Annotated in this window: 17 protein-coding genes and 1 pseudogene; 12 read left to right on the top strand and 6 right to left on the bottom strand. The window is 56.3% G+C overall.

Annotation, left to right across the window (positions count from 1 at the left end; translation table 11 throughout):
- Positions 1-194: 194 nt before the first annotated feature.
- Genes KP806_RS25850 through KP806_RS25860 form a run of 3 tightly spaced genes read right to left on the bottom strand, consistent with a single transcriptional unit; the run spans position 195 to position 2,609 of the window.
- A complete protein-coding gene (locus KP806_RS25850; protein WP_224726630.1) occupies positions 195-1,616 on the bottom strand; it encodes an amidohydrolase family protein in 1,422 nt (473 codons plus the stop codon).
- On the bottom strand, positions 1,606-2,340 hold the full coding sequence (gene tatC / locus KP806_RS25855) for a twin-arginine translocase subunit TatC (RefSeq protein WP_224726631.1): 735 nt from the start codon (positions 2,338-2,340) through the stop codon (positions 1,606-1,608). Before tatC ends, KP806_RS25850 begins: the two co-directional genes overlap by 11 nt.
- A gap of 11 nt (positions 2,341-2,351) precedes the next feature.
- Positions 2,352-2,609 carry a MerR family transcriptional regulator gene (locus KP806_RS25860; protein WP_224726632.1) on the bottom strand — a complete coding sequence of 86 codons (258 nt, stop codon included), beginning with the start codon at positions 2,607-2,609 and terminating at the stop codon, positions 2,352-2,354.
- A gap of 308 nt (positions 2,610-2,917) precedes the next feature.
- On the opposite strand from KP806_RS25860, the gene KP806_RS25865 reads away from it, so the two are divergent.
- The 4 genes from KP806_RS25865 to KP806_RS25880 all read left to right on the top strand — a co-directional run bounded on the left by KP806_RS25865 (position 2,918) and on the right by KP806_RS25880 (position 6,607).
- Positions 2,918-3,100 carry a twin-arginine translocase TatA/TatE family subunit gene (locus tag KP806_RS25865; protein WP_224726633.1) on the top strand — a complete coding sequence of 61 codons (183 nt, stop codon included), beginning with the start codon at positions 2,918-2,920 and terminating at the stop codon, positions 3,098-3,100.
- A 253-nt stretch (positions 3,101-3,353) separates the two neighbouring features.
- Positions 3,354-3,758 (top strand): RrF2 family transcriptional regulator, encoded by a 405-nt coding sequence (locus tag KP806_RS25870; protein WP_224726634.1) that lies wholly within the window; start codon positions 3,354-3,356, stop codon positions 3,756-3,758.
- Between the two features lie 135 nt (positions 3,759-3,893).
- Positions 3,894-4,640, top strand: coding sequence for an ABC transporter ATP-binding protein (locus KP806_RS25875; RefSeq protein ID WP_224726635.1), 747 nt, complete (start codon positions 3,894-3,896; stop codon positions 4,638-4,640).
- Positions 4,637-6,607, top strand: coding sequence for an ABC transporter permease (locus KP806_RS25880; RefSeq protein WP_224726636.1), 1,971 nt, complete (start codon positions 4,637-4,639; stop codon positions 6,605-6,607). Before KP806_RS25875 ends, KP806_RS25880 begins: the two co-directional genes overlap by 4 nt.
- A gap of 88 nt (positions 6,608-6,695) precedes the next feature.
- On the opposite strand, the gene KP806_RS25885 is transcribed toward KP806_RS25880, so the two are convergent.
- Positions 6,696-7,220: a DoxX family protein gene (locus KP806_RS25885; protein WP_224726678.1), complete on the bottom strand. Its 525-nt coding sequence runs from the start codon at positions 7,218-7,220 to the stop codon at positions 6,696-6,698.
- 331 nt (positions 7,221-7,551) lie between these two features.
- Between KP806_RS25885 and KP806_RS25890 the strand changes: the two genes are divergently transcribed.
- Together KP806_RS25890 and KP806_RS25895 are read left to right on the top strand one after the other, a co-directional pair.
- On the top strand, positions 7,552-9,762 hold the full coding sequence (locus KP806_RS25890) for a TIM barrel protein (protein ID WP_224726637.1): 2,211 nt from the start codon (positions 7,552-7,554) through the stop codon (positions 9,760-9,762).
- A gap of 21 nt (positions 9,763-9,783) precedes the next feature.
- Positions 9,784-10,029 carry a hypothetical protein gene (locus KP806_RS25895; protein ID WP_224726638.1) on the top strand — a complete coding sequence of 82 codons (246 nt, stop codon included), beginning with the start codon at positions 9,784-9,786 and terminating at the stop codon, positions 10,027-10,029.
- A 392-nt stretch (positions 10,030-10,421) separates the two neighbouring features.
- On the opposite strand, the gene KP806_RS25900 is transcribed toward KP806_RS25895, so the two are convergent.
- Both KP806_RS25900 and KP806_RS25905 read right to left on the bottom strand, forming a co-directional pair.
- Complete coding sequence (locus KP806_RS25900) at positions 10,422-11,426, bottom strand: sensor histidine kinase (protein WP_224726639.1); 1,005 nt, start codon at positions 11,424-11,426, stop codon at positions 10,422-10,424.
- Positions 11,423-12,094, bottom strand: coding sequence for a response regulator transcription factor (locus KP806_RS25905; RefSeq protein WP_224726640.1), 672 nt, complete (start codon positions 12,092-12,094; stop codon positions 11,423-11,425). Before KP806_RS25905 ends, KP806_RS25900 begins: the two co-directional genes overlap by 4 nt.
- Before the next feature lie 213 nt (positions 12,095-12,307).
- Here KP806_RS25905 and KP806_RS25910 point away from each other — a divergent pair, with 213 nt between their 5' ends.
- From KP806_RS25910 to KP806_RS25935, 6 genes and pseudogenes are all read left to right on the top strand, one after another.
- Positions 12,308-13,201 carry a fumarylacetoacetate hydrolase family protein gene (locus KP806_RS25910; protein WP_224726641.1) on the top strand — a complete coding sequence of 298 codons (894 nt, stop codon included), beginning with the start codon at positions 12,308-12,310 and terminating at the stop codon, positions 13,199-13,201.
- Between the two features lie 31 nt (positions 13,202-13,232).
- Entirely contained in the window at positions 13,233-13,382 is a 150-nt protein-coding gene (locus tag KP806_RS25915) for a hypothetical protein (RefSeq protein ID WP_224726642.1), read from the top strand.
- Positions 13,383-13,762: 380 nt separating this feature from the next.
- Positions 13,763-15,532 (top strand): stalk domain-containing protein, encoded by a 1,770-nt coding sequence (locus tag KP806_RS25920; RefSeq protein ID WP_224726643.1) that lies wholly within the window; start codon positions 13,763-13,765, stop codon positions 15,530-15,532.
- A 341-nt stretch (positions 15,533-15,873) separates the two neighbouring features.
- Complete coding sequence (locus tag KP806_RS25925; RefSeq protein ID WP_224726644.1) at positions 15,874-16,017, top strand: DUF3934 family protein; 144 nt, start codon at positions 15,874-15,876, stop codon at positions 16,015-16,017.
- A 379-nt stretch (positions 16,018-16,396) separates the two neighbouring features.
- A complete protein-coding gene (locus KP806_RS25930) occupies positions 16,397-24,649 on the top strand; it encodes a GH36-type glycosyl hydrolase domain-containing protein (protein ID WP_224726645.1) in 8,253 nt (2,750 codons plus the stop codon).
- 226 nt (positions 24,650-24,875) lie between these two features.
- Positions 24,876-25,394, top strand: a pseudogene (locus KP806_RS25935) (sulfurtransferase TusA family protein); the annotation flags it as partial.
- Positions 25,395-25,429: the final 35 nt, after the last annotated feature.

The following is a 25,429-nucleotide window of genomic DNA, read 5'->3' on the forward strand; positions in this document are numbered from 1 at the left end:
CTGCGAAAACGTCAAATTGACGGTGGGAGACTCCAGAATTAAGGGGCCTAGCCGCTTTTGCATCAGATCGCTCAACGCCCAGCCCCAATTGGCCGATTTGGTGTGATTCTACTGCAAAAACTGCATCAGAACGGCAAACAGAATCGAGCGCCCGCCAATCTGCTGTACAAACTAGCAGATTGGCGGGCGGCTATTTAAGCGTGCTTAGGCTTACCGCTTTCCAGGGAGCCGGAGGCCAGCGTCCCCTTATGGAACACGGCGGCGCGTTCAGGCAAGCGGGCGACGGCTTCTGCGGAGCAGCTTGCACGAACGAGCACGCCGGTAGCCGCGTCCCCGACCTTTGGCCACACTTGCTTGCCGTTTTCATCCAGCGGCGTGACGCCGCCGGTAGCCAGCGCCAGCGCGCGCGACAGGTTGAATTCGCTGGACCAGCCGTACAGCTGCGAGGCCAGGTGCGCCTTCTGCAGCGTGTCCCCGATGCCGAAGGGCGACCAGTGATCCGTAATGCTGTCGTTGCCCAGCATGACGTTGACCTTTTGCTTCTGCAGGAGCGGGATCGGCATGACGCTTTTTCCGATCGGCACGGAGGAAGCGACGGAGATGCCTAGCGCAGCAAGCCGGTCGAACAATTCGACGTCGGGGCCCGGCGTGAGCGAAGCCAGGGAAAAGGCATGGCTGACCGTCACTTTGCCCTGCAGTCCGGCTTCCTCGGTCAGCTCGGCCAGCCTTCGGATCGCCTTCAGCCCCGTATCCCCGCCTTCGTGCAGATGGATGTCGATCCCGGCCTTGTAATCTACCGCGATTTGCACCATCGTCTGCAGCGACTTTTCCATATCGGCATCGACCAGAGTAGGATCAAGGCCGCCGACATGCGTGACTCCAAGCTGCATAGCCTCGCGAATCAAGCCGGCCACATTGGAGCGAAGCAGCCCGTGCTGCGGGAAAGCGACGATTTCATGCGATATTTTGTCCGAGTAGTTCGCCAGCGCCTTCTTTAAATTTTCCAGATTGCGGAGGCCGACGGTAGGATCGATGTTGCAGTGGCTTCTGACGTAGGTGGAGCCGTAGCCGAGAATCAGCTCGATCAGCTTTTCCGCACGCTCCTGAGCGGTCGGGAGAAGCTCAAGCAGCAGCGTCTGCTCCTCGATGATCCGGTCGAAAATGCCGTTTTTCGTCGGTCTAACCGCACGCCAAGGACCTCCGTAAAAGGTTTTGTCCAGGTGGATATGCATGTCCCTGAAGGAAGGGAGGAGAAGCATGCCCTTTGCGTCATAGCAGTCGACCCCTTTAGTGACGGGAGCGTTCAATTCGGTTATTTTTGAGATTTTTCCTTTTGTAATATATAGATTGCGCATGACGCTTTCGGTTGCGACGACTTGTCCGTTCTCGTATTTATAGCCGCTTTCGAGGCGGACGTTTAACAGCATGTAAGAGCTGTGCTTATCCGGTTTTTTACCGTTCCCGCCTTGCTTTTTTGTCTGGCTGTCCGCACCGGCCTGCTCCGGGTCGAATAATCCCATCGTACCCATCACGCCAAGTACGGCGGAGGCGCCGCCGATTTTGCCGACATTGCCAATAAACTTCCTGCGGGACATGCCTTTCTTATCAAGCTCCATCATCATTTCCTCCTCTTTTTTTGCCTGCCCACCTTGCTAGCGGAAAGCTGGCTTCAAACAAAATAATTAACGGGATTAATACCATAAACGCCGACAAGAAATCCGGAGGCGTCAATACTGTAGATAACGTAACTAACATGACATAAGCGGCTTTCCGGCTTTTCCGGAGCCGTTCGGGTGTAATGAGACCGATCCTGGCCAGAAAAACAACGACGACGGGATATTCGAAAACAACCGACAGCGGCAGCACGATCCTGAGTAAAAATTGCACATACTGAGCCGCGCCGTAGGTTTCGACGAGCCCCATGGACCTTGTGATGGACGAGGCGAATTGGAGAGCCATCGGAAATACGACAAACCAGCTGAAGACCAGCCCGAGCAAAAAAAGAAACAAGGCGAACGGGATCAGCCAAGGTACGGCTTTCCGTTCTTCTTCCGTTAAAGCCGGCTTCACGAACAGCCAAGCCTGCAGCAGGGCGAAGGGGAGCGAAGCGCCAGCCCCGATCGTAACTCCAGTCTGCACGTACAGCTGCAGCGCGTCAAACGGGGAGAACGCATTCCATAAAATAGCAGATTCAGGCGCATAGGAGCGCTGCAAATAAGCCAGAGCAGGCCGGACCATCGCCATGCCTCCGCATAATGCCATAAGGAAAGCGGCCAGCGCGTAGAGGATTCTTTTTCGCAGCTCCGTTAAATGTTCGATGAAGTCCGGTTGCGCCTGCATGGCATTCCCTCCTAACCGTGAACCGCCGTGCGCTTGTCCTGACTTTCACGCCGGTCCCTGATTTCGGCTGTCATCCAGCCGGTTTCCATTTGGCTGCCGATCTCGATGAGCCTTTCTATATCGCGGAATGAAAACTTGCGGGTGCCGCCTTGGGTTCGTTTAGGATGAATAAGCTTCCGTTTCTCATAGTAACGGATTTTACGCTCCGTTAAGCCGGTCAGCTCGCTCACCGTGCCGATATTGACGACTTGCTTATCCATAATGGACATCCTGACCACTCCTTCACCGTTGCATTCGGCTATTCATGATTCACTCCTTTTTCAGTTGTCAATTAATCTGCCGCAAACCTGCTGTGTACTTAATGATAATAACCGATGAGGGATGATGTCATTAGATGAGTTGCATAACTTTTTGATGTTTAACTAGACGCTTCGTATAAAACATTTTATCGGCTATTTTTGTTCGAATGGCCCATGTAAAATTATTGTTAGATAATATGACATAACCAGAGACATCCCACTAAAATTTTGATAGGGTAACTTTAGGCAAATGAATTTACGAGGAAGGATGATGGGTTATGCTGCAAAGTATAGGGATTCCGGGTTTGATTATGATTCTGGTTGTGATTTTGATTCTGTTTGGACCGTCGAAGCTGCCGGAGCTGGGCCGCGCTGTTGGGCGCACGCTGCATGAGTTTAAAAGCTCAGCGCGCGAGCTGGTAGGCGAAAGCAAGGATGGACAGGGCGGGCAGGAGCGCTAATATCTATCGTTGTTGCGAGCAACCGGTACGTAACGAGAGAGATAACGATAGTTTCTATCGCTGAATGCCCCTGGAGCAGCACAAATGGCGGGAGAAGGGTGCTTGGTTGGCGGAATAGCGCTAATATCTATCGTTGTTGCAGGCGGCGGGGTTCATCCACCAAGTGAGCAAAGCTAACCTCACCGCTTGACGAAGGTAACCGTACAGGCTACTATAGACCGAAATAGTCTTTAAATCGGGGGTGCGGACCGGTATGAAATTTTCGAAAGCGACCGATTATGCCTTGCACACGATGCTGATGCTGGCTGTAGATGAGACTGGGAAGCCTGTAGGCGTACAACAGCTGGCGGACAAGCAGGGAGTATCGCCGACTTATTTGTCCAAAATTTTAACGAAACTCGCCAAAGCGGGAATGGTCGAATCGGCCTCCGGCGCGGGCGGCGGCTACCGGCTGACCCGCAGGAAAGAGGATGTGTCGTTTCTGGACATCATTCATGCGATTGAAGGCACCTCCTCGCTGTTCGATTGCGGGCTGGAGCACGGAGAGGAATGTTTGATCCAGAAGGTGATGCTCGAGGCGGAAAGAAGGATGGAGCAGCAATTGAAGCAAACGAAGCTGGTTGATCTCGTCAAAGAAATGAAGGTTGCTGCAAAGTGACTTTCATTTTTTTTTATAAATATAAGTTTTATTGGTTTGAAAGTGACAAAAACGTCACCTCGTTCCATGCTCCTTCGATGGATGACTTTCGGAAACCGGGCTATAGTAGGTAGCAGGAACAGGAGGTCATTAACGATGCAAACGGTTATCCGGACGAAAAATTTGTCCAAAAGCTACGGCAAAACGGCCGTGCTGAAAAACATCGATCTCACGATTACGCTTGGCGAATTTACCGCCATCATGGGACCCTCGGGCTCGGGCAAATCGACATTAATGAACGTGCTTTCGACGATAGACCGGTTTACGGGAGGGGAAGCATGGCTGGAGGAGCAGTCGCTGCTCGAGCTGAACAAGAAAACGCTGAGGAAATTCCGCCAAGAGCGGATGGGCTTTATTTTTCAGGATTACAATCTGCTGGATACGTTAACGGTCAAAGAAAATATTCTGCTGCCGCTGTCGCTTCGCAAATGTCCGGTATCCGAGATGGAGAGCCGGCTGCAGCCGATCGTGAAGGCGCTGAATATCGAAGCGATTCTGGACCAGTATCCGAGCCAAATATCGGGCGGGCAGAAGCAGCGGGCCGCATCCGCAAGGGCTATGATCACGAAGCCGGCGATCGTGTTCGCGGACGAGCCGACGGGTGCGCTGGATTCCCGGTCCGCGACGCAGCTGCTGGAGGAGCTTGCCGCCCTGAATGAAATGTTCCGGACGACGGTTCTGATGGTGACCCATGACATTTATGCCGCGAGCTACTGCAAAAGAGTCATTTTTCTGCGGGACGGCTCGGTCGTGAACGAGCTGTATGCGGGCGAGCAGGGGCAAAAAGCGTTCTACGACCGCATTCTGGAAACGCAGAGCCTGCTGGGGGGCAAACAACGATGAGCCTGCTCGATCTGACGCAGCGGAACGTCCGCCGCAACTTCCGGCTGTATACGATTTACTTGCTGTCCATGATTATCGGTGTCATTATTCATTTTACGTTTTCGTCGCTTATGTACAATGAGGATATTCTGGCCGCGCTTGAGAACCGCGACAATTTCCGGACGGGTGTGACGATCGCTTCGGTTGTCATGTTTTTGTTCATTATTTTCTTTATCCTGTATGCGAATTCGTTCTTCATGCGGCAGCGGAAAAAGGAATTCGGCATGTATTTGCTGTACGGCATGAACGAGAGGCAAATTACGCTTATGGTATTTTACGAGACGCTGATGGTCGGGGCGGTGTCGCTTGCCACGGGCATTCTGCTCGGCGGACTGCTGAGCAAGCTGTTCGGCATGCTGCTCATGAACCTGATGCAGTACGACCAGGCGATTTCACTCGCCTTTCCGCTTCAGGCCATCGGCTCGACGGTCGGCGTGTTTTTGCTGCTCGCGGTCATTATCAGCGTCCAGAGCTACTTTATGATCGGGCGCGTGCAGCTGGTCGAGCTGTTCCATGCCAAGGAAAAAATGGAGAAACCGATCGCTTCCTCCCCCATGCTGGCTTTGCTGTCCGTCCTGCTGCTGGGCACGGCTTTCGGCTTGATTGCGAGCGGAAAAGGTTCCGTCTACTGGCAGGAGTATGCCGGAGCAAGCTTGATCGCCTGCGCGGTAGGTATCGTCGGCGGCACGTATTTGTTCTTTCGCCAGTTCGCGGGCTGGCTGCTGCAGCGGATCAGCCGCCGCAAAAGCTATGCCGTCGGCAACACGGTGCTGTGGACGTCCTCGCTCCGGTTTCAAATTCGCGGCAACACGCTGAATCTGACGTTTATCTCGCTGTTCAGTGCGGCGGTCATTATGCTGATGTGCTTCGTGACGATCAACTACTCGGTGCAGTTCAAGGCAGCAGGCTTCAATTTGCCTAACGATATCGCCTTCGAATCCCGAAACGACGCGACGAACGGCCGGATCGACGAGCTGATCAAAAGCTCCGCGCATCCGATCAAGTATCACCGTACCGTGGAAGCCGTCGTTGCCGAGCCGGTGCGGCAGGAGCTGATGGACGCCGCCTTCGAAAATCCGGAGTACTATACGCCGTATGTGCTGCTCGTATCCGAGCAGACGTATAACGGGATTGTTGCCCTGCGCGGCGATAAGCAGTCCGTTGATCTGAGCGGGGAGGAAGCGGTGTCTTTGTCGCAAGGCACGGATTTCGCCGAGGTTTACGAGGCCGGACAACGGGTAACGATGCCGGCTGCGGCTGGTACACGCCAAGTAGAACTGTCGCTGGCCGAAAAGAAGGATTATGCGTTTCTGGGATGGTCGACCGATCCGGTCACCTCTATGGAGCGGAAGCCGGCGGTCATCGTCGTGTCCGACGAGCTGTACCGGGAGCTGCGGGACGGAGCCGAAAAAAGATCGTTCGAGATTTACCAGGTCGAAAACGCAAGGAACGCGGAAGAGCTGTCCAGGCAGGTGCATGCAATCGTCCAGGCGACGCCGGAGGCGTACTATTCCTCCTTCGCCGACGTGTATTCCAAGCAGATCGAGAGCTCCTCGCTGATGCTGTTCGCAGCAGGCTTTCTTGCTCTTATCGCCCTGTTCGCCCTGGCAAGCGTCATATACTTCAAGCAGCTGCGGGAGGCGACGGAGGCTCAGGCGCAGTACGCGATTTTGCGGAAAATGGGGGTCGGCGACCGCGAGGTAAGAAGCGTCATCCGCAAGCAGCTGCTGTTCGTCTTTTTACCGCCGCTTGCCATCGGCTTTCTGGTCAGCTGGCTGATCATCAAGTCGTACATTCTGGATTCCGTGAAGGACTTTCCGGGTTTGGGCGGGCTCGTCTGGGGGATTCTGGGGATCTATTGCCTGATCTACTTCCTGCTTTATATGTCTTCGACGAACCTTTACTTCAAAATCGTCAGCCAAAGATAGGGATAATCGCTGCTCCGCGAGCTCGGCAAGGACCGCGCAGGTACACACGGTCCGGGATCCGGGCTCGTGAAGCATACGGCTGCGCCGTTTAGGCGGCCGGGGATTTAATCAGCGGCTTCTTGCTGCGGAATAAGGCTTGCGTGCGTTTCCGGAGCCAAGGAACGACCCAATAATCTCCGCCGAAGCGGCCTGCGTTCATACCGGCTGCCAGGAGGAAAAATTGCATCAGGATCAAATTCGGATTCGAGCTGATTGCTCCTGCGAACAAAAAGTTGAAGTTCAAGAAAATCCCTACGAATGCCGCGAACGTTGTCAAAGTACCCGTAATCAAGCCGATTCCGACGAGAAATTCTCCCCACGGAACCAGGAAGTTAAATACATCCACATTCGGCAGGGCCAAGCCTTGCAGGAAGTCCCCGTACCACTGCTGAACGGCGGGCCTTTCCCCGGCGGTCTTGGCAATCGCCCCCTTCATGAATCCGGAAGCGTCGAACGGCTCGCCGCCCGATAATTTCCCCCAGCCGGCCGTAAGAAACTTCCAGCCCACATACAGCCGCAGCAAAGTTAAAAATACGGCCGCCGTCTTGCTGCTTCGTAACCAATTCATCATTATAAATCCCTCCATAATAAGTCTCTCTTCCCAATAGCGTGACGTTTAGCCCGACGTATTGAGAATGCCTCCCTGTACTTTTCCCTATAGAACAACTTTAGTTCTAAAGACACATTGTTGCATAGGGTAAACTTTTGGTGTCTTAAATATAATCCGGCAGATGAATTTTGTAAACCGTTGATTTTCATTTTTAACAATATTTTTAAAGACGGCATAAACGTAATAATCGCGAATACGAATCGTATGATATATAAAATATGCTCGAAAGGGATGGATCCCCATTATCGAATTATCGGCTTATGCGGATGAGATTTCGCCGGATTTGGATGTTCAAATGGACGTTTTGGACGCGGAACAGGTCCGTTATATCGATTTGCGCAGCGTGGGGGGAAAACAAATTCTCGACCTTACGGATGAAGAGATCGCCGATATCAAGCAGCGACTGGACGAGCGCGGCTTTCGCGTTCATAGCATTAGTACGCCGATTGGCAAAACCGACATTACGGAGGATTTTGCTCCGGAGCTCCAAAGGCTCGATAGGGCGATCGAGCTTGCGAAGCGGTTCGGTACGCCTAATATTCGGATTTTTTCTTTTTATACGCCTGCCGGAGAAGATCCTTGGAATTACCGGGATGAAGTGCTCCGCCGCCTCCGTGCGCTGGTCCGGATTGCCGAACGGGAAGGAATCGTCCTGATGCACGAAAACGAGAGACGGATCTATGGAGATAATGGCGAGCGAATTCGGGATATTTTCGAGTCGATACCATCTCCCAATTTCCGTTTAGCTTTTGATCCGGCTAACTTTGTTCAGTCCCAGGTGCTGCCGATGACGGATGCCTATCCGCTGGTCGAGCCCTATATCGGCTGGGTGCAGATCAAGGACGCCTTAGTGAATACCGGCAAAAATGTGCCGGCGGGAGAAGGAGACGGGCAGGTTCCTGAGCTGATGGAAGCGCTCAAGAAAAAAAACTACTCCGGATTTATATCGGTCGAATCTCATTTGCAGCCGACAGGAGAACTTGCGGGACTCAGTCAGCCCGAACTGTTTCAAGTAGCGGCAAAAGCAACGAAAAAGCTGCTGGACGAGGCCGGCATCGCTTGGCGAATGCCCGAGACCTGTCCCCCTTTAAGGCTGCCCGGATACCTGGATCAATGGATTCCCCTTACGTCCCTGGAACAAATGTCCGGCACTGTGTATGACGTGCTCATTGTGGGAAGCGGAGCGGGGGGAGGGGCGGTTCTTTGGAGGCTGTGCGAGATGCTGAAGAACGACGGATTGCGGATTGGCATGATTGAAGCCGGAGACCTGCTGCTGCCTACCAACGCCCGGAATGTGTCGACGCTGGACGGGATCCGCCTGGACCAATATATTTTTAACCCTAAAATATCGGTTCCCGGGCTTTATCCGGAGTTTCCCGCGGCGCGGCAGCTATTCGCGTTAGGAGGCAGAACCCTCGTATGGGACGCCAACAGTCCCCGCAACGATCCTGCCGTTTTTAAGGACTGGCCGGTCAGTACACGGGAAATGGAAATCTACTATTCGATTGCGGAACGGGCGATGAACGTCACTAAAGCGTACACCAGCTGCTCGCCCTTCACGCAGACAATGCTGGGCAGGCTCAGGCGGTCCGGATTTACGGCAGCGACGGAAGCCCCGAGAGCTCTCAATTTGCAGCCCGCAAAATACGGACAAATCAGATCGGACGTCTTTTTCAGTTCGATTCTCTTTTTGGCCGAGGCATTGAAGCGCCGGAGCTTTGATCTCGCGATAAACGCAAGGGCGGTTCAGGTGCTTACGGAGAAGGGAAGGGCAAGCGGAGTAAAAGTGATGGACCGGCTGCATCAAAGCTATGTTTTGAAAGCCAAAAATATCGTCCTATCCGGAAGCACCTTTGAAACGCCGCGTCTGCTTCTTCATTCCGGAATCCGGGGGCAGGCGATCGGGCATTATTTGAACGATCATGCGGCGTTAAAGGCATCGGCCGCCGTCGTTCGTCCGTCTCCGTACGGGTCGGGGCCGCTTTGGATTCTGGTTCCTCCGACGGGCCGTTATCCGTATCAGTTCCTTATTTCAGGCGAAGAGTCCGGCGATGACTTTAACGAAAGGGAAATCGTAATCAGGGGCTACGGCTCCCTCAAGCCGCGTTTTGAAAATCGGGTGGAGCTGGATCCGGGCCGGATCGACGAGTTTGGCGTTCCGAGGCTGAAGGTCCGCTATTCGTATACGATGGAGGATAAGGCCGTCATTAACGGGGTAGCCGAAACGATGGAGGACGTCCTGTCGGCGCTTCAAGCCGCCCGGGTTACCGGTGAGATCTGCCTGAGGCCGCCCGGGGACGATCATCATGAAGCGGGCACCTGCCGGATCGGCGATGACCCCGCCACCTCCGCCGCGAACCGTTACGGCCAAATTCATCACGTGCCCGGACTTTATGTGGCGGACAACAGCATGCTGCCCTCTCTCGGCGTCGCCAATCCGACTCTCACGACGGTCGCGCTGGCGATCCGTACGGCGGATTATATGATGACGGAATTGGGCGGGTAGACTTGGAAGGAAGAAGTTTCGATGTGCGGCGGGGCTTCGACTGCCGGGGGACACGGGGAGGCAGGCCGCAAGCTGGATCCCGAGCTGATCCCGGGCGGATACCGTGCGGATCCCGGGCGGATCCCGAGCGGGTACCGTGCGGATCCCGGGCGGATCCCGAGCGGGTACCGTGCGGATCCCGAGTGGGCCGGCCATAAATGGATTTTATGTATCTATTTTCGGCTGGATGGCACTTTTTCGCAAAATTACTGGATTTTATGTATATAAATCACGGGAAAAGGCGGGTTTGGAGTGAGGAGGCCGATTTAACGGTAGGAAATCCAGTTATTTAACTCAAACCACTAGTTGGTTAAAAAATATGGCCATAAAATCCAGTTATCTTTCCGTGTAGCAGTGGCGTAAGTAGCAGGTAGCGATATCAGAATCAGCAGTCAGCTGCAGTCAGCGGCGTGAGTCAGCAGTCAGCTGCAGTCAGCGGCGTCAGTCAGAGTCAGCAGTCAGCTGCAGTCAGCGGCGTCAGTCTGAGCCAGCAGCCAACTGCGGTTAGCGCGTCAGTGGTCAGCGGCAATCAACGGCAGCTAACGTATATCGGCAGCAGACAACGGCAGCCGGCGGCAGTCGAGGCCCTGCATGCCCAAGGCCGCCGCCTGGGCCCTTCACTAATCCTCCGCCCGCACCTTCATCAGCTGAAGGAAAGGGTCATAGTTTCTCGGAAAATGAACCGTCATCTCCGTAAAACGGCCCGCCTCCGACTCGCACGTAATATAATGCCCCAGCTTGTTCGAAAGCTGCTGCGCCAAGTACAGCCCCATGCCGGTAGACTTGGCGTGCGTCTGTGTCCTGCCCGCCGTCCCCGTGAAGCCGCGGTTGAAGATCCGCTGCACATCCTTGTCCGCGATGCCGATGCCATTGTCCCGGACGGTCAGCAGCTTCTCCTGCGGAGTGACGCGCGCCGCGACCGTAATCTCCCCTTGCTCCCCCGTATATTTCAGGCTGTTCGTAATGAGCTGGTTGAGGATGAACTGCAGCCATTTCGGATCGCTTTGCACATCGATCGGCTCCATCTCGAGCTTGATGCGGATTTTTTTAAAAATAAACGTTTTGGAATGCCGCTTGACGACTTGCATCATCAGCGCCTGCAAATCGCAGTTCACGATTTCGTAGTCCTGGTTGAAGCTGTCCAGCTTGGCGTAATAAAGAGCCTGGTCGACGTAGTGCTCGACCCGCGATATTTCTTCATCCAGGCTTTTGGAGTCGATTTCGGTTTGCTGCATGAGCCGGAGCACCGCAATGGGCGTCTTGATCTCGTGGAACCAGGAAACGATGAAGTCGTAATATTCGTTTTGCCTCGCTTGAATGTCGTTCAAGGCGCGGAGATGCTCCCTTTCGAGCTGCTCCAGGGCGGCATGGCAGGCCTCCGCTTCCAGAGACAAGGGCTCGCTGTCCTCGTCCCGCATCCGTTTCACCGAGCTGACCGTTTTCAGATACCTGTACAGAAAAAAGCAGGCCAGCATGAGAGCTTGAAGCAGCAGCGCGTAGCCGAACGTTTCCCAGTCCCAGCCGCTGCGGGAATCGGCATAGAAGACGGCCGCCATGATCAGAACTCCGGCCGCATGAAGCTGAAGGTAGGGGCGTTCGTATTTGAGAAACCGCCAGAAGCTCATTCGACGATATACCCCATTCCTTTTCGCGTGGCGATAAAATCCTCCAGGCCGAGCATGGAGATTTTGCGGCGCAGTCGGTTGACGTTAACGGTAAGGGTGTTATCGTCGACGAACTGCTCGTCGTTCCACAGCACCTGCATGAGCTGCTCGCGGGAGACGATTTTCCCGATGCTGCGCAGCATCGTCTGCAGAATGATCAGCTCGTTCCGCGACAGCTCCGCCTGCTTGCCGCCATGTTGGATGGTCGAGTTCGATAGATTGAAGACAAGCTCCCGGTGGCTGAGCTGCAGGTTCTCGTCCTGGTACGTGTAGTTGCGCCGCAGCAGAGCGCTTACCTTCGCGACGAGCACGTCAAGGTCGAACGGCTTCTGCACGAAATCGTCGCCGCCCATATTAATGGCCATAATGACGTCCATATTCTGATTCCGCGAGGAGAGGAAAATGATCGGCACTTTGGAAATGCTGCGAATTTGCTGGCACCAGTAAAAGCCGTCGAACACCGGCAGATTAATGTCCAGCAGCACCAGATGCGGCCCGAACGTTTTGAACTCCTCGAGCAGACGGTCGAAGGCGGTCACCTCGAGCACCTCGTACTGCCATTTCTGCAGGGTGGCGGCTACGATTTTTCTAATTTTGTCATCGTCCTCGACGAGCATGATCCGAAACAAAAGGGCTCCCTCCCCAAAAGGTTATCTGTTAACGATGTTACATGATCGACATGCTGAAGGAAAGCCTGGCCTAACGACCGGCGAAGGATTTTAACGGCCCTAACGTTCAACTCTCTTAAATTTATCTGGGTTGACGGAGCGAGGTATAATATATTGTGTAAACGCTGTCCTGACGGACCATTGATTCCATAACGGGAAGGATGCAACAACTCTATGAAGCTGGTAACGATCGAGAAGGATGGGCAATTCAGCCTTGGAGTAAAAGAAAACGGCGGCATTATCGACATCCGGTCGGCGCTGGAGCGTCTGCCGGATCCGGCCGTCCCGGCGGATCCGATGGATGCGATCGCGGGAGGCGAGGGCGCCCTGGACAGCCTGCGGCGCTATACGGAGCGCCTGCTTCGCGAAGAGGGATTGCTGCTCCGCGAGGAGGACATCGGATACGGCCCTTGCGTGCCGCGTCCGGGCAAAATCATTTGCGTAGGCTTGAATTACCGGCAGCATGCCATCGAGACAAACGCCGCCATTCCGGAATATCCGATTTTGTTCAATAAATTCAGCAACGCGCTGACGGGGCACGGGAAAGAGGTCGTTTTGCCCGAGGCGGTGACGTCGCAGGTCGATTACGAGGCGGAGCTTGCCATCGTCATCGGCAAAAAGGCCAAAAACGTAAGCAAGGAGCAGGCGCATGACTATGTATTCGGCTACTGCTGTGCAAACGATCTGTCCGCGCGCGAGCTGCAGACGAGAACGTCGCAATGGCTGCTCGGCAAGAGCTGCGACGGGTTCGGCCCGCTCGGCCCTTATCTCGTGACGGCGGACGAAATTCCGGATCCGAACGCGCTGAGTATCCAATGCTCCGTCAACGGAGAGGTCCGGCAGCATTCGAACACGTCGGATATGATTTTCCGCTGCGACGAGATCATAAGCTACATTTCGCGGCATATGACGCTGGAGCCGGGCGACGTCATATTGACGGGAACTCCTGAAGGTGTCATGCTGGGCTACCCGGAGCACGAGCGCGTGTATTTGAAGGCCGGCGACGTGGTTGCGGTGGAGATTGAGCGTTTGGGCAAGCTGGTTAACCGGATGGTTGGGGAGGGGTAGACGATTTCCCGCTGCAAGAGATGGTACCGTTATGAGTGAATCGAGGCTTGGCAGCCGGATGGCCGCAGGAGCATTGATCGGCAGCGGGAGAAAGCGCCGCAGCTTCAGGTTGGGCGGAAGGTGGATGATACAGCTGGTGCAGATAGAATGTATTTTGTGCATCACAATCGTGCGGATTTAGGATAAAAGGCAGTTAGAATGTCATTTTTGCATCAGAATCAGGGGAAAGGTGACTTTTGTCCGATTTTGTAAGAGTCTGCGCGGATTCTGCTGTAAAAAGTGCAGCACAAGCTGCGTTTCGGTGCCGCATGTTAGCTATCGGCTGTATTTTGTACAGCGGGTTCTGGCGGCAGCAGCGGTACAACTGATAATTAGTTCGATATGGCGCCGTCAGGCGCCATTTTTCTTTTCCGGGCAGGCATAGCCGGCGGGTGATAAATCTGTCGCCATTTGGTGCAACTTATTAATAATCCATGCGTCTATATACAGGTATCGGAATTAGGATTTTGTTACTGAATTTCCCAATCCGCAATAAAAGTCAAGGGAGTAGAGAATGAACAGATGAAGCTAACTAGGGTAAGCCAAAGAGTGCTGGCGCTGCTGATGGCCGTCATGCTGCTGCCGTTCGGCGCAGCTGCGAGCGCAGCGGGAGGCATTACGTCCGGCACGACGTACGTCGTATTTTACGTGGATAAGCAGGAAGCTTTCCTTGACGGAGAGCAAGTCATTCTCGATTCGGCTCCGGTCGTCCTGAAAGGGAAAACCTTCGTCCCGGCCAAATTTCTCGGCGACGCCTTCGGCATGAAGGTCGAATGGGTCGCAGCGACTAGAACAATCATCATGGAAACGCCAAAATACAATATTTCGATCGATACGAAAAACAAATCCGCATGGGTCAACGGCTACTGGTTCAGGATGGACGACGTGGCCACGATCGTAAACGGCAGGCTCATGATCAAGCTGACGTGGCTTTCCGATTACATGGGTGCATCTTATACATATAACAGCGAGCTCAAGCGGATCGACGTGCTTCATGTGAACCAGCCGGAGGGGATCTACGATCCGGACTCCAACAGCTCGCGGCCGGTTGCCAAGTTTACTTTTGCCAAGGATACATACCGGATCGGCGAGCCGGTCAACTATGTGAACCTCAGCTACGATCCGGACGCGGAAGCGCTGAAGCTGGAGTGGGAGGGCAAGGAGGAAGCTTTCTTTAAGGCGGGAACCTATCCGGTTACGCTGACGGCTACCGACAAGAGCGGCAACAAAAGCGCTCCGTACACCCGCAATATTACGATTGTAAATGAAGTGTACCTGAGCAAGGTGGAATACCCGATTTACACGAAGCCGGTCGGCGGATACATTACGACGGACTGGTCTACGCTTTACGGCAATTATTTTAATTTGGATCAGGTGTCAAAAGAAGTGACGGAGGACCGGTCGCGATCGCTGATTTTGAGCGACAGCCCGGAAACGTTCACCGAGCTGGGCATTTTGTATCAGGACACGGCCGAAGGGAAAACGAGGCTGTACGCCAACCATCAGAACGGCATGCAGAAGAAGGTCTCGTTCGCGATATTGGCGACGAATATGTCGGACCAGCCCGTGACGATCACAACGACGAAAAAAGGCGAGGTCTACCCGACGATTTACGCCATGCAAATGGGCAGCGAGGCGAGCGTCGACTTCCTCATGAGCGACCCGATTAACGAGAAAAAGACGATTCCGCCGGGCGAGACGTTTGTCTACAAGCAGTTCCCTGATTTTTACCCGGGGCAGGGCGTCAATCTGCTGTATGATGTGGAAACGGACGGCATGGTGCAATATACCTTCGCGGTGTCGGACAAAGTATCGTCGGACATGCTGGACCTGCCGAAGCTGGCGTACAACGGGCATATCCGCGGCACGTTCCCGATTACCGGCTTCGACTGGAAGGTCGACCTGTCGGAAGAGGGACTGAGCGAGCCTAAGCTGCTCGTGCTGGGGGACGGCAAAAGCGATCCGTTCCAGATCGGCTACGATCCTTTACGCGGAATGGAAGTGAACGACCCGGCTAACTATGGCACGGTGTATAAAATCCACGCCGACAAGCCGCGCAAGATGGCGATTATGGTGCTGGCCAAGGGCGGACCGTTCAAAGGCCCGTTCAAGGTGAACGGCGAAATCCGCAAAGTACCGGGCTCCGGCGTCCTGACGGCGTTTGACGGCATGGTCATTCTGGCGAAGACGACCGGCAAGGAAGCAAGTCTCGATATTGAGTTCTCGCCGCCGGCAGGGTCGGCGTTCCCGATCAATCTGATTTTCTATCCGCTGGACGAGCGGGCTCACTAGCGAATTCGGCTAAGCGCGAAGGCGCGAAGGCGGTATCCCGTTACGGGGTGCCGCCATTTTTTTTAGGCGTCTCGGAAATTAATGGATTTCATGTCCTTATATTCTCGAATGTACCGGATTTGCTCGAAGTAACTGTATTCTCTGCATCTAATTCCTTCAAAGTAACTTCATTTCTTTAATCGGCCTAGGTATATACGTGAAATGCATTTATTTTATAGAGTTGGGCGGTCAGGGGGAAAATAGATACACAAAATCCGGTTACGTGGCGGGTGCAGAAGTTAGGAATATTTTAGCGGGAAAATGTGTTAGAATGGAAAGTCATACGGCATTGGAGTGATGAGATGAGCAAGAGCAAGGGCGGAACGGGGCAAGGCACGGGCAAGAAGGGCTGGAACCGGTGGGAGAAGAGCAATAAAGCGAAGAGCGCACCGCGCATTTTCAGTAAAAGCAAAGGCTCGAAAGGAAGCGGCGGGGCGAAGAAATAGCTGCTGTTATTAAATTGAAAGAGACATCCGTCGGTTGTGGCCGGCGGGTGTTTTTTTGTAGATACAAGCTTTAACTGACTTCTATTTCTACGCGATGGCGAAAGTTAGCCGCCAAAGAACGGCGTAGAGTTCATAGCGGTGGAGGGATGGACGTAGCAGGTTTAGGGGGATGAGCGGAGGACATCAGATTCGTTAATGCGGTAAATTTCGTGTACTGCAGAAAACGCCGGAAGCGCCGTACGACGGGAGAAGATCCGACTTGAAACGAGGATCGGCGGCAGCGCAGAGGAGTGGAATTGTCGAATAAAATCATAATATTTTTCCAAACGGGCATAATAATGGGTGGATTTATGACATTAGGCTCGTTTGGGGGATAAGGATGTTCTTACATAACGAAAAGCTCAAGGAAGAAGCGCACCAACTCGCATTAATTCACGACCCGTATATGAAGCGGGACTCGTCCGGCCGGATGTGGCGGGACCTGCAAACGAACATGGAGCAGCTCCGCGCCTTCGTGGCGGAATTGACCGGGCATAGGGGCACCTGCACGCAGCCGGCGGAGGAATGGCTGCTCGACAACGCCGAGTTCATCGAGAGCGAAATGCTGACGGTGCGGACGGATCTGCCGCGCGAAACGGTAAAAGAGCTGCCCCACATCAGCAAGACGGGTGAGCTGAGGGCTTTCGCGATTTGCGACGATTATTTGAATCATACGGACGGGAGCTTGAATGAGGAAACCTTCTATACCTACATTCAATCGTATCAAGAGGTATCCGTGCTGGCTAATGCCGAAGCATGGACGCTGCCCGTCATGCTTAGAATCGCCATTATCCGCCGTTTATCGGCCATTATGGAAATTGTAAGGGAACGCCGCGCCGTATGCGAGACGGTAGAGCGGATGCTCGGCGGCATCAAGCCTTCGGAGCTTACGCCGGACAGGCTGAAGACGGCGCTGGAGGAAGCGGGCCAGGAAATGCCGCTGTCGGGAGCTATGATCGTACATCTCGTCCAGCATTTGCGCGAGCATGCCGAGGAGACCGCGAACATCGGCGAGTGGCTCGTCTGCAAGCTGGAGAACGGCCCCGAAAGTCTGGACTCGATTATGTCCTATGAGTATCAACTTCAGGCAAGCTATCAGGTGACGACCGGAAATCTGATCGGCAGCCTGAGGCTGCTCTCCCGCTGGGACTGGAGCGGCATGTTCGAGCGGATCAGCCTGGTCGAGCAGACGCTGCGCGGCGAGCAGGCGGGGGATTATCCGCTGCTCGACTTTGCCAGCCGCGACCTGCTGCGGCAGCGGGTGTCCAAGCTGGCCTGCCGGATGAAGGTACCGGAGAAGCTGGTCGCCGTGCAGGCGGCCGGCCTGGCGGACAAGGCCTTCGCGGCAGCCGGGACCGGGCAGGAAGGGAGCCCGCCACCGAGATCGTCGTATGCCGCCTATTATTTGCTCGATCCGGGTGGCCAGACCGAGCTCCGGAAGGCGCTGAAGGCATGCGGCAAGACGGGAGCGATGCCGGCTGCGGGTCTGAGGCGGCGGGCCTCGGGTACCTACTTCCAATTGCTCGCGCTCAGCTTTGCCGTCGCTTTGGCCGTGTTCTCGGTCTGGATCGGATGGCAGGACCGCTGGACGGCGGCGGGTACGGCGGTTGTGCTGCTGCTGCTTGCTCTGCCGGCGAGCGAGTGGGCGGTGACGGCTTTGCATTGGCTGATCGAGCGAGCGGCGCGTCCGGCCCGAATTTTGCGGTACGATTTTTCCAACGGTATTCCTGACAATGCGGCCACGATGGTCGTCATTCCCGTCATCTGGTCCGATGCGGGAGAGGTGAAGGAGCTGACGGATCGGCTCGAGCTGCATTATTTGGCAAACAGGGACCCGAATCTTCATTTTGCCATTTTGAGCGATTACAAGGATGCGGATACGCAGCATACGGATGCCGATAAGGAAGTTATCGCGGCCGCGAAGGCGGAAATCGAGCGTCTTAACGAGGCGTATCCGGAAACGACGTTCCATCTGTTCCACCGCGAGCGGTGCTGGAATGCTTCCGAAGGAGCCTGGATGGGCTGGGAGCGAAAAAGGGGCAAGCTCGTAGAGTTCGTGGAGCTGCTGCGCGGCAAGACGGATACGAGCTATTCCGAGCGGTCGGGTGATCCGGAAATACTGAACAAGCTAAAATACATCATTACGCTCGACGCCGATACGCAGCTTCCGCTGGAGAGCGCGCGCCGCATGGTCGGCGCGATGCATTTGCCTTACAACCGTCCGCGAATGAACGCATCGAGAACGAGAGTCGTGGAAGGCTACGGCGTGCTCCAGCCGAGAATCGGGATGAGCCTCGCCAGCGTACAGCGCTCGAGACTGGCGGCGCTGTGGTCCTCCGAACCGGGAGTCGATCCGTATGCGTTCGCCATTTCCGATCCTTATCAGGATGCGATGGGCGTCGGCATTTTTACGGGGAAAGGGATTTTCGATATCGGCGCTTTCCATGACATTTTGTGCGAGCGGGTTCCGGACAACCGGGTGCTCAGCCACGATTTGCTCGAAGGCGGAGTGCTGCGGGCCGGCCTGATCTCGGACATTGAGCTGATCGACGACCATCCGGCGACTTTCCATGCCCACCAGAAACGGCTGCACCGCTGGGTGCGCGGGGACTGGCAGCTGCTGCCGTGGCTCTTCCCCAAAACGCGCAACCGCAGGGGCGAGCTGATCAAGGCGGATTTGTCCCTGCTGACCAGATGGCAGATGCTCGACAATTTGCGGAGAAGCCTGCTGCATCCGGCGCTTATGGCCGTTCTGCTCGCTGTTCCGGTGCTGCCTGGAAATCCGATGCGCTGGTACGCATTGACGCTGGCCACGCTGCTTATGCCTGTGTGGCGGCAGTGTCTGGCATTGCCGGATGCGCTGCGCAGCCCCCGCCGCCTGCTGATGGCGCTCGGACAAGCGGGCGTCTCGCTGCTTACGCTTCCTTACCAGACCGTCCTGCTGCTGAATGCGATCGGCAAAACGCTGTACCGGCTCGCCATCTCGAAGCGGCGCCTGCTGGAGTGGACGAATCAGGCGGAGGTCGAAAGGCGCGCGGGCCAGCAAGGGGCCGGAAGGATACTCGGCTATTACGGCGGATTGGTTTTAAGCTTTATTTTTCTGGCCTTATGCTTGTGGAACGGAGATGCCGGCCTGCGGATCGCAGGCACTGCTTTGACAGCGTTATGGCTGGCGGCGCCGGTCGCGGTCACCTGGCTGGATCAGCCGTTGTACCGGGAGGCGGCCTCCTTCACCGAAGGGGAAAAAGAGGAGCTGCACCGCCTGTCCCGCGAAATCTGGTCCTTCTACGAAGACTACGTGACGGAGGCGGAGCATTATCTTCCTCCGGACAACGTCCAGCTCGAGCCGCCGAACGGCATCGCTCACCGGACCTCTCCGACGAATATCGGACTGTATCTGTCCTGCGTGCTAGCGGCCAGGGACTTCGGGTTTATCGATACGCCGGGCATGATAATGCGGCTGGAGCGAACGGTGTCAACGATCGAGCGCATGGAGAAGTGGGAAGGCCATCTTTACAATTGGTACGATACGCAAACGCTGGCTCCGCTAAATCCGATCTACGTATCCACGGTGGATTCCGGCAACCTCGTCGCCTGCCTGATGGCGGCCAAGGAAGGGCTGGCCGAGTGGCTGCGCGCGGATGAACGGGGAGACGGCAAAAACGCGGTCCAAGAAGACGCCGGACGCCGCCGGGACACGTTCCAGGTCGCTTTCGCGGAAGAGATTGCGCCTTCCAGAAGGAACGCGCGTCCTGGCGTCCGGGGCAGAACCGGTGCGGACGAGCGCGGAGGACGCCTGATTGCCCGGATGGATGCCCTGATCCGCAATACCGATTTCAGGCCGTTGTACGATCAACAAGCGAAGCTGTTTTCGCTCGGCTATCAGGTGACCCATCGGCAGCGCGAGACGGTGCTGTACGATCTGATGGCATCGGAAGCCCGGCAGGCAAGCTTCATTGCCATTGCGCTCGGCCAAGTGTCCGTATCTCATTGGAATGTGCTCGGGCGGACGCTGACCAAGGTGAACAAACGGCCGGTGCTGCTGTCCTGGTCGGGCACGATGTTCGAATATTTGATGCCTTGGCTGTTCATGCGCAATTACCGGAATACGCTTTGGGATACGACTTACAGGGCCGTCGTCGACCGGCAAATCGAATACGCGAAGCAGAGGGGGGTTCCCTTCGGCATATCCGAATCCGGATTTTATGCGTTCGATTACCGGATGAATTACCAGTACCGGGCGTTCGGCGTTCCGGGACTGGGCTTCAAGCGCGGGCTCGAGGAGGATCTTGTGCTCGCGCCGTACGCGACGGTTATGGCGCTGCCTTTTGCGAGAAAAGAAGGGCTGCAGGCGCTCCGGGAGCTGGAGGAGCTTGGCGGACGCGGCAAATACGGCTTTTACGAGGCGCTGGACTTTACGCAGAAAAGAATGCCGGCAGGCAAACGCTACATGGTCATCCGCAGCTTCATGGCCCATCATCAGGGGATGAGCCTGCTGACGCTTTCGAATTTGCTGCTGCCGAAGACGATGTACGAAAGGTTTCACAGCAACAAGGAGGTCCGCGCGGCGGAGCTGCTGCTGCAGGAGCGCAGCCCCTCGAATCCGAAATGGATCAAGCACCCGGCCATGCACCGCGTGCACAGGCCGGACAGCCGCAAGCCGCTGGACCATACGGAAATCCGGGAATTTACGGGTGCGAACACCCGCATTCCGGAAACGTGCGTCCTCTCGAACGGCAGGTTTACGAGCGTTCTGACGAACAGCGGCAGCGGGTTCACCCGTTTTGAGGGCTTGTCCGTCTCCAGATGGCGGGAGGATCCGGTCAGGGACCCTTGGGGGATCTATGTTTATTTGCGTGATGTATCTACGGAAAAGCTGTGGTCGCCTTCCTATCAGCCCTGCCAGGTGGAGTCGCCCGAGCAGCGGGTCGAGTTTCAGCTGGACAAGGCGTCCTTCAAGCGGGTGGACGATGAGGTCACGAGCTTGATGGAAGTGTGCGTATCGCCGGAGCTGAATGCCGAAGTCCGCAGATTGACGCTTTCGAACCGCGGGTCCGAAGCGAAGGTGCTGGAGGTCACGAGCTTCGTGGAGCTGGCGCTCGCCGATTCGATCGCGGACGATGCCCACACCGCATTCAGCAAGCTGTTCATCCGGACGCAGTACGATCAGAGCAGCGGCTGCCTGGTCGCGGGCCGCAGGCCGCGCGAGGCGAAGGACAGGACACTCTGGGCGGCGCACGTCTTGACGGCGGAAGGACATATGCTCGGACCGCTCGAATTCGAGACGGATCGGTCGGCCTTTATCGGACGCGGCCATACGCTGGCCGCGCCGCAGGGCATCCGCACGCGCCTGCACGGCAAAACCGGCTCGGTAGCGGACCCGGCCTTCGCAATGCGGCGCCGTGTACGGATTGAGCCGGGGGAGACGGTCCGCCTGTTTATGGTCACCTCTGTGGCCGAAACGAGGGAGGAAGCGGTTGAGACCGTGTCCAAGCTGTCGAACGGACCGGCCGTGGAGCGGACGTTCCAGCTGTCGTGGAACCGTAGCCGCATCGAGCTTCGCAATCTTCAGCTGAGCCAGCGTGAAGCGACGGCGCTTCACCAGCTCGCCGGGCAAGTCTCGTATACGCCGCCGCTGCGGAAGGAGCGCGAGCTGAGCATTGAGGCATGCGGGCTCGGACAGTCGTCGCTGTGGGCGTTCGGCATATCCGGAGACCGGCCGATCGCCCTGGTGCAGATCGATAACCGCAGCCATCTGCCTTTCATTCTGAAATTGCTGACCGGGCATGAATATTTGCGGAGGCTGGGCTTGTCGTTCGACCTCGTCGTTCTGAACGAATCGTCGGGAGGCTACCAGCAGGACCTGCAGGAAGCGCTGCAGCGGGCCGTCGAGCACGGCGTCGACCGGTTCGGCACCGGCTCTGCCGGCATTCACGTCATTCCGGCGAATCAGCTGGCGGAGGAGTCGCTTACCCTGCTGTTGTCGGTGGCCAGAATCCGCATGAAAGCCGGCGGCTCCAGCTTCATCGCGCAGCTGAGGCTGCCGAGAAAAGCGGAGCAGCTGCCGGCGAAGCTCGAAGCCTCCCAGGGCGGTGAAGCTTCGCGGCAGGATCCTCCTGCAGCTTCATACGAGACGAAGGATCTGCTGTTCTATAACGGCTGGGGCGGCTTCTCTCCGGACGGAAAAGAATATAAGCTCGTCATCAAAGACGGCTGCCATTTGCCGGCTCCATGGATTAACGTTCTCGCCAATAAACGTTTCGGCACGCTTGTGACGGAGTTAGGCAGAGGCTACACCTGGTGGAGAAACAGCCGGGAGTGCAAGCTGACTCCTTGGTCCAACGATCCGGTGCTCGATCCGCCTACGGAGATCGGGTTTTTGCGGGACGAGACGAGCGGCAGGAGCTGGCCGCTTACGCCGGCCTCCGCGCATATGGACTCGCCGCCGTACCTGGTCACCCACGGCTTCGGCTATTCGCGGTTCGAGCACGAGCGCGAAGGCATCACGCAGGAGCTGAGCGTATTCGTCCCGCTGGAGGAGCCGGTCAAGGTGATGCGGCTTCGGCTGACGAACCGTTCCGCCGAGCGGAGAAGCTTGTCCGTGACGTATTATGCGGAATGGGTGCTCGGCGTCTCCAGGCCGGCGAACGCTCCGTATATCGTGACGGAGTGGGAGCCGGACGCGCAGATCATGACCGCGCACAACCGGTATCAGGAAACGTTCCGCGAAGCGACGGCGTTTCTTGGGATATACTCGGACTCGGCGGAGGAAACGGAAGAGGAGGGACTCAGCTGGACGGCCGACCAGGAGGAGTTCATCGGCCGGAACGGGTCGGCCGAGCAGCCGGCCGCCATGGGACGCGAGCGCTTGTCGGGCAGGACCGGAGCGGGCTACGCTTCCTGCGGCGCGGTGCAGCGGAAGCTGAGCCTTGAGCCTGGCGAGGAGCGGACGGTGACGGTATTGCTGGGCTGCGAAGTCTCGAAGGAGAAAGCGGCGGAGCTGGCAGGGCGATTCCGTGAGGCATCCGTCTGCGGGCAGGCGCTGGAGGACGTTACGGCATTCTGGGACAAAACGCTCAGACAGACCGTCGTATCCACGCCGTCTCCGGAAATGAACATTATGCTGGGAGGCTGGCTGCTGTACCAGTCGCTGGCTTGCCGGATTTGGGCGCGGACGGCGTTCTATCAGGCCGGCGGCGCTTACGGCTACCGCGACCAGCTGCAGGATTCGCTGGCTCTGCTGCATACGATGCCGGAAATTACGAGATCGCAAATTTTGATCCATGCCTCGCATCAATACGAGGAGGGAGACGTCCAGCACTGGTGGCATGTCGAGACGGAGCGCGGCATCCGCACGCTGTTCTCCGACGACCTGCTCTGGCTGCCGTATGCGGTGTCGCGTTACATCGAGCAGACGGAGGACCGCAGCATTTTGGAGGAGACGGCTTACTTCATCACAAGCGAGCCGCTGCGCGAAGGAGAGCATGAGCGCTACGAGGAGACGAAGCGGTCGCAGCTCAGTGCGTCCGTCTACGAGCACTGTCTGAGAGCGATCGACAAAGCTTTGTCACGGATCGGCGAGCACGGCCTGCCGCTTATCGGTGTCGGCGACTGGAACGACGGCATGAACCTGGTCGGGGATGAAGGCCGCGGCGAAAGCGTATGGCTGGGCTGGTTCATCTGCGAGGTGCTGCAGCGCTTCGGATCGCTTTGCCGGGAGCAGGGCGACGCCGGGCTGGAGCAGCGGTATATGGACCGGCGTGAAAAGCTGGCTGCTGCGCTTAACGAACATGCCTGGGACGGGCAGTGGTACCGGCGCGCCTTTACGGACAGCGGCACCTGGCTCGGTTCGATCCATAACGAGGAATGCCGGATCGATGCGATTGCGCAGTCCTGGTCGGTCATCTCGGGCGCGGCTCCGAAGGACAGGGCCGTGCAGGCGATGCAGTCGTTCGACCGCGAGCTCGTAGACCGGGAGCTTTCGGTGGCGCGGCTTCTTACGCCTCCGTTCGACCTGACCGATCCGAGCCCCGGTTACATTCAAGGGTATCCGCCGGGCATCCGCGAGAACGGGGCCCAGTATACCCACGGAGTCCTGTGGGGCATTATGGCCTGGAGCCAGCTGGGGCAGGGGGATAAAGCGTTTGAGCTGTTCCATATGCTGAACCCGATTACGCATACGCGGACGGACCAGGAGGTCAAGCGGTACGTAGGCGAGCCTTACGTTATGGCCGCCGACGTATATACGGCCGAGCCTCACCGCGGCCACGCGGGCTGGACCTGGTATACCGGCGCATCCGGCTGGATGTACCAGGTCGGGCTCGAATGGATTCTCGGCATCAGGCGCCAGGGCAGCCGCTTGCTGATCGATCCGCGCATCCCGTCCGGCTGGCCGGGCTTCGAGGCGACATACCGCTTCGGCGATACGAGTTATGCCATAACCGTTAAGCGAGGGCAAGGCTCCGACGGCCGGGGAGGCAAGCTGCTATTTGACGGAGAAGAGCTCGAGTTACAGTCAGGCGAGGAATCGGCTGTTCCTGCAGTGGAGCTTCTGGATGATGGAATAGAGCATCAGGTTGAGGTTATTTTGTAAATGAAAAAAGGAGTTCACCGCTTTTTCAGGTGAGCTCTTTTTTTGTACCGGGCCGAGCGCGGCGCGAATGGATGAGGACACCGCACCCGCAAAAACACTGGCAATGATTGTGGAGTTGACAGCGTTTTTTTTAACCGTTAATATACCTATAGGGGTATAAGTATTATGTATTATTAAAACCAAGGAGGAAATCGACATGTCCATGAAAGACAGCATATGGGCCAATATGACACTGGACTGCAAAGGGCTGGCCTGTCCGATGCCGATCATAAAGACGAAGAAGGCGGTAGAAGCGCTTCAGGCGGGACAAGTGCTAGAAATATTGGCGACGGACAAAGGTTCGCTTGCCGATCTGCAGGCATGGTCTCAGAAAACGGGTCATCATTATTTGGGGACAAAGGCGAATGAGGGCGTGCTCAAGCATTATGTGCGTAAGGCAAATGTGTCGGAAAGAACCGGGGAAACGAAATTTGAGACAATCGCATCCGCTCAGGAGCTGAAGCTTAAGCTCGCTTCGGGGGCAGCTCTTCTGCTGCTTGATGTACGCGAGCCGGCGGAATACGCCTTCGGCCATATACCTGGAGCGGTATCCATGCCGCTCGGTCAGTTGGAGGAACGAGCGGGAGAGCTGGATAAGCAGCTTCCTGTATACGTCATCTGCCGTTCCGGCATGCGGAGCGATATCGCTTGTCATTGGCTCGCGGAGCACGGCTTTTCGGACGTGACTAACGTCGTATCGGGCATGAACGGATGGAGCGGACGGATAGCCGGCGCGAATGC

Source organism: Paenibacillus vietnamensis (assembly GCF_020169515.1).
Classification (GTDB): Bacteria; Bacillota; Bacilli; order Paenibacillales; family Paenibacillaceae; genus Pristimantibacillus; species Pristimantibacillus vietnamensis.

Bases quoted from the DNA above. Each gene is read 5' to 3' on its own strand.
- KP806_RS25850 (WP_224726630.1), bottom strand. From the start codon at position 1,616: ATGGAGCTTGATAAGAAAGGCATGTCCCGCAGGAAGTTTATTGGCAAT.
- KP806_RS25860 (WP_224726632.1), bottom strand. From the start codon at position 2,609: ATGTCCATTATGGATAAGCAAGTCGTCAATATCGGCACGGTGAGCGAG.
- KP806_RS25865 (WP_224726633.1), top strand. From the start codon at position 2,918: ATGCTGCAAAGTATAGGGATTCCGGGTTTGATTATGATTCTGGTTGTG.
- KP806_RS25880 (WP_224726636.1), top strand. From the start codon at position 4,637: ATGAGCCTGCTCGATCTGACGCAGCGGAACGTCCGCCGCAACTTCCGG.
- KP806_RS25930 (WP_224726645.1), top strand. From the start codon at position 16,397: ATGTTCTTACATAACGAAAAGCTCAAGGAAGAAGCGCACCAACTCGCA.
- KP806_RS25925 (WP_224726644.1), top strand. From the start codon at position 15,874: ATGAGCAAGAGCAAGGGCGGAACGGGGCAAGGCACGGGCAAGAAGGGC.
- KP806_RS25895 (WP_224726638.1), top strand. From the start codon at position 9,784: ATGTGCGGCGGGGCTTCGACTGCCGGGGGACACGGGGAGGCAGGCCGC.
- KP806_RS25910 (WP_224726641.1), top strand. From the start codon at position 12,308: ATGAAGCTGGTAACGATCGAGAAGGATGGGCAATTCAGCCTTGGAGTA.
- KP806_RS25875 (WP_224726635.1), top strand. From the start codon at position 3,894: ATGCAAACGGTTATCCGGACGAAAAATTTGTCCAAAAGCTACGGCAAA.
- KP806_RS25870 (WP_224726634.1), top strand. From the start codon at position 3,354: ATGAAATTTTCGAAAGCGACCGATTATGCCTTGCACACGATGCTGATG.
- KP806_RS25915 (WP_224726642.1), top strand. From the start codon at position 13,233: ATGAGTGAATCGAGGCTTGGCAGCCGGATGGCCGCAGGAGCATTGATC.
- KP806_RS25890 (WP_224726637.1), top strand. From the start codon at position 7,552: ATGGACGTTTTGGACGCGGAACAGGTCCGTTATATCGATTTGCGCAGC.
- KP806_RS25900 (WP_224726639.1), bottom strand. From the start codon at position 11,426: ATGAGCTTCTGGCGGTTTCTCAAATACGAACGCCCCTACCTTCAGCTT.
- tatC (WP_224726631.1), bottom strand. From the start codon at position 2,340: ATGCAGGCGCAACCGGACTTCATCGAACATTTAACGGAGCTGCGAAAA.
- KP806_RS25920 (WP_224726643.1), top strand. From the start codon at position 13,763: ATGAAGCTAACTAGGGTAAGCCAAAGAGTGCTGGCGCTGCTGATGGCC.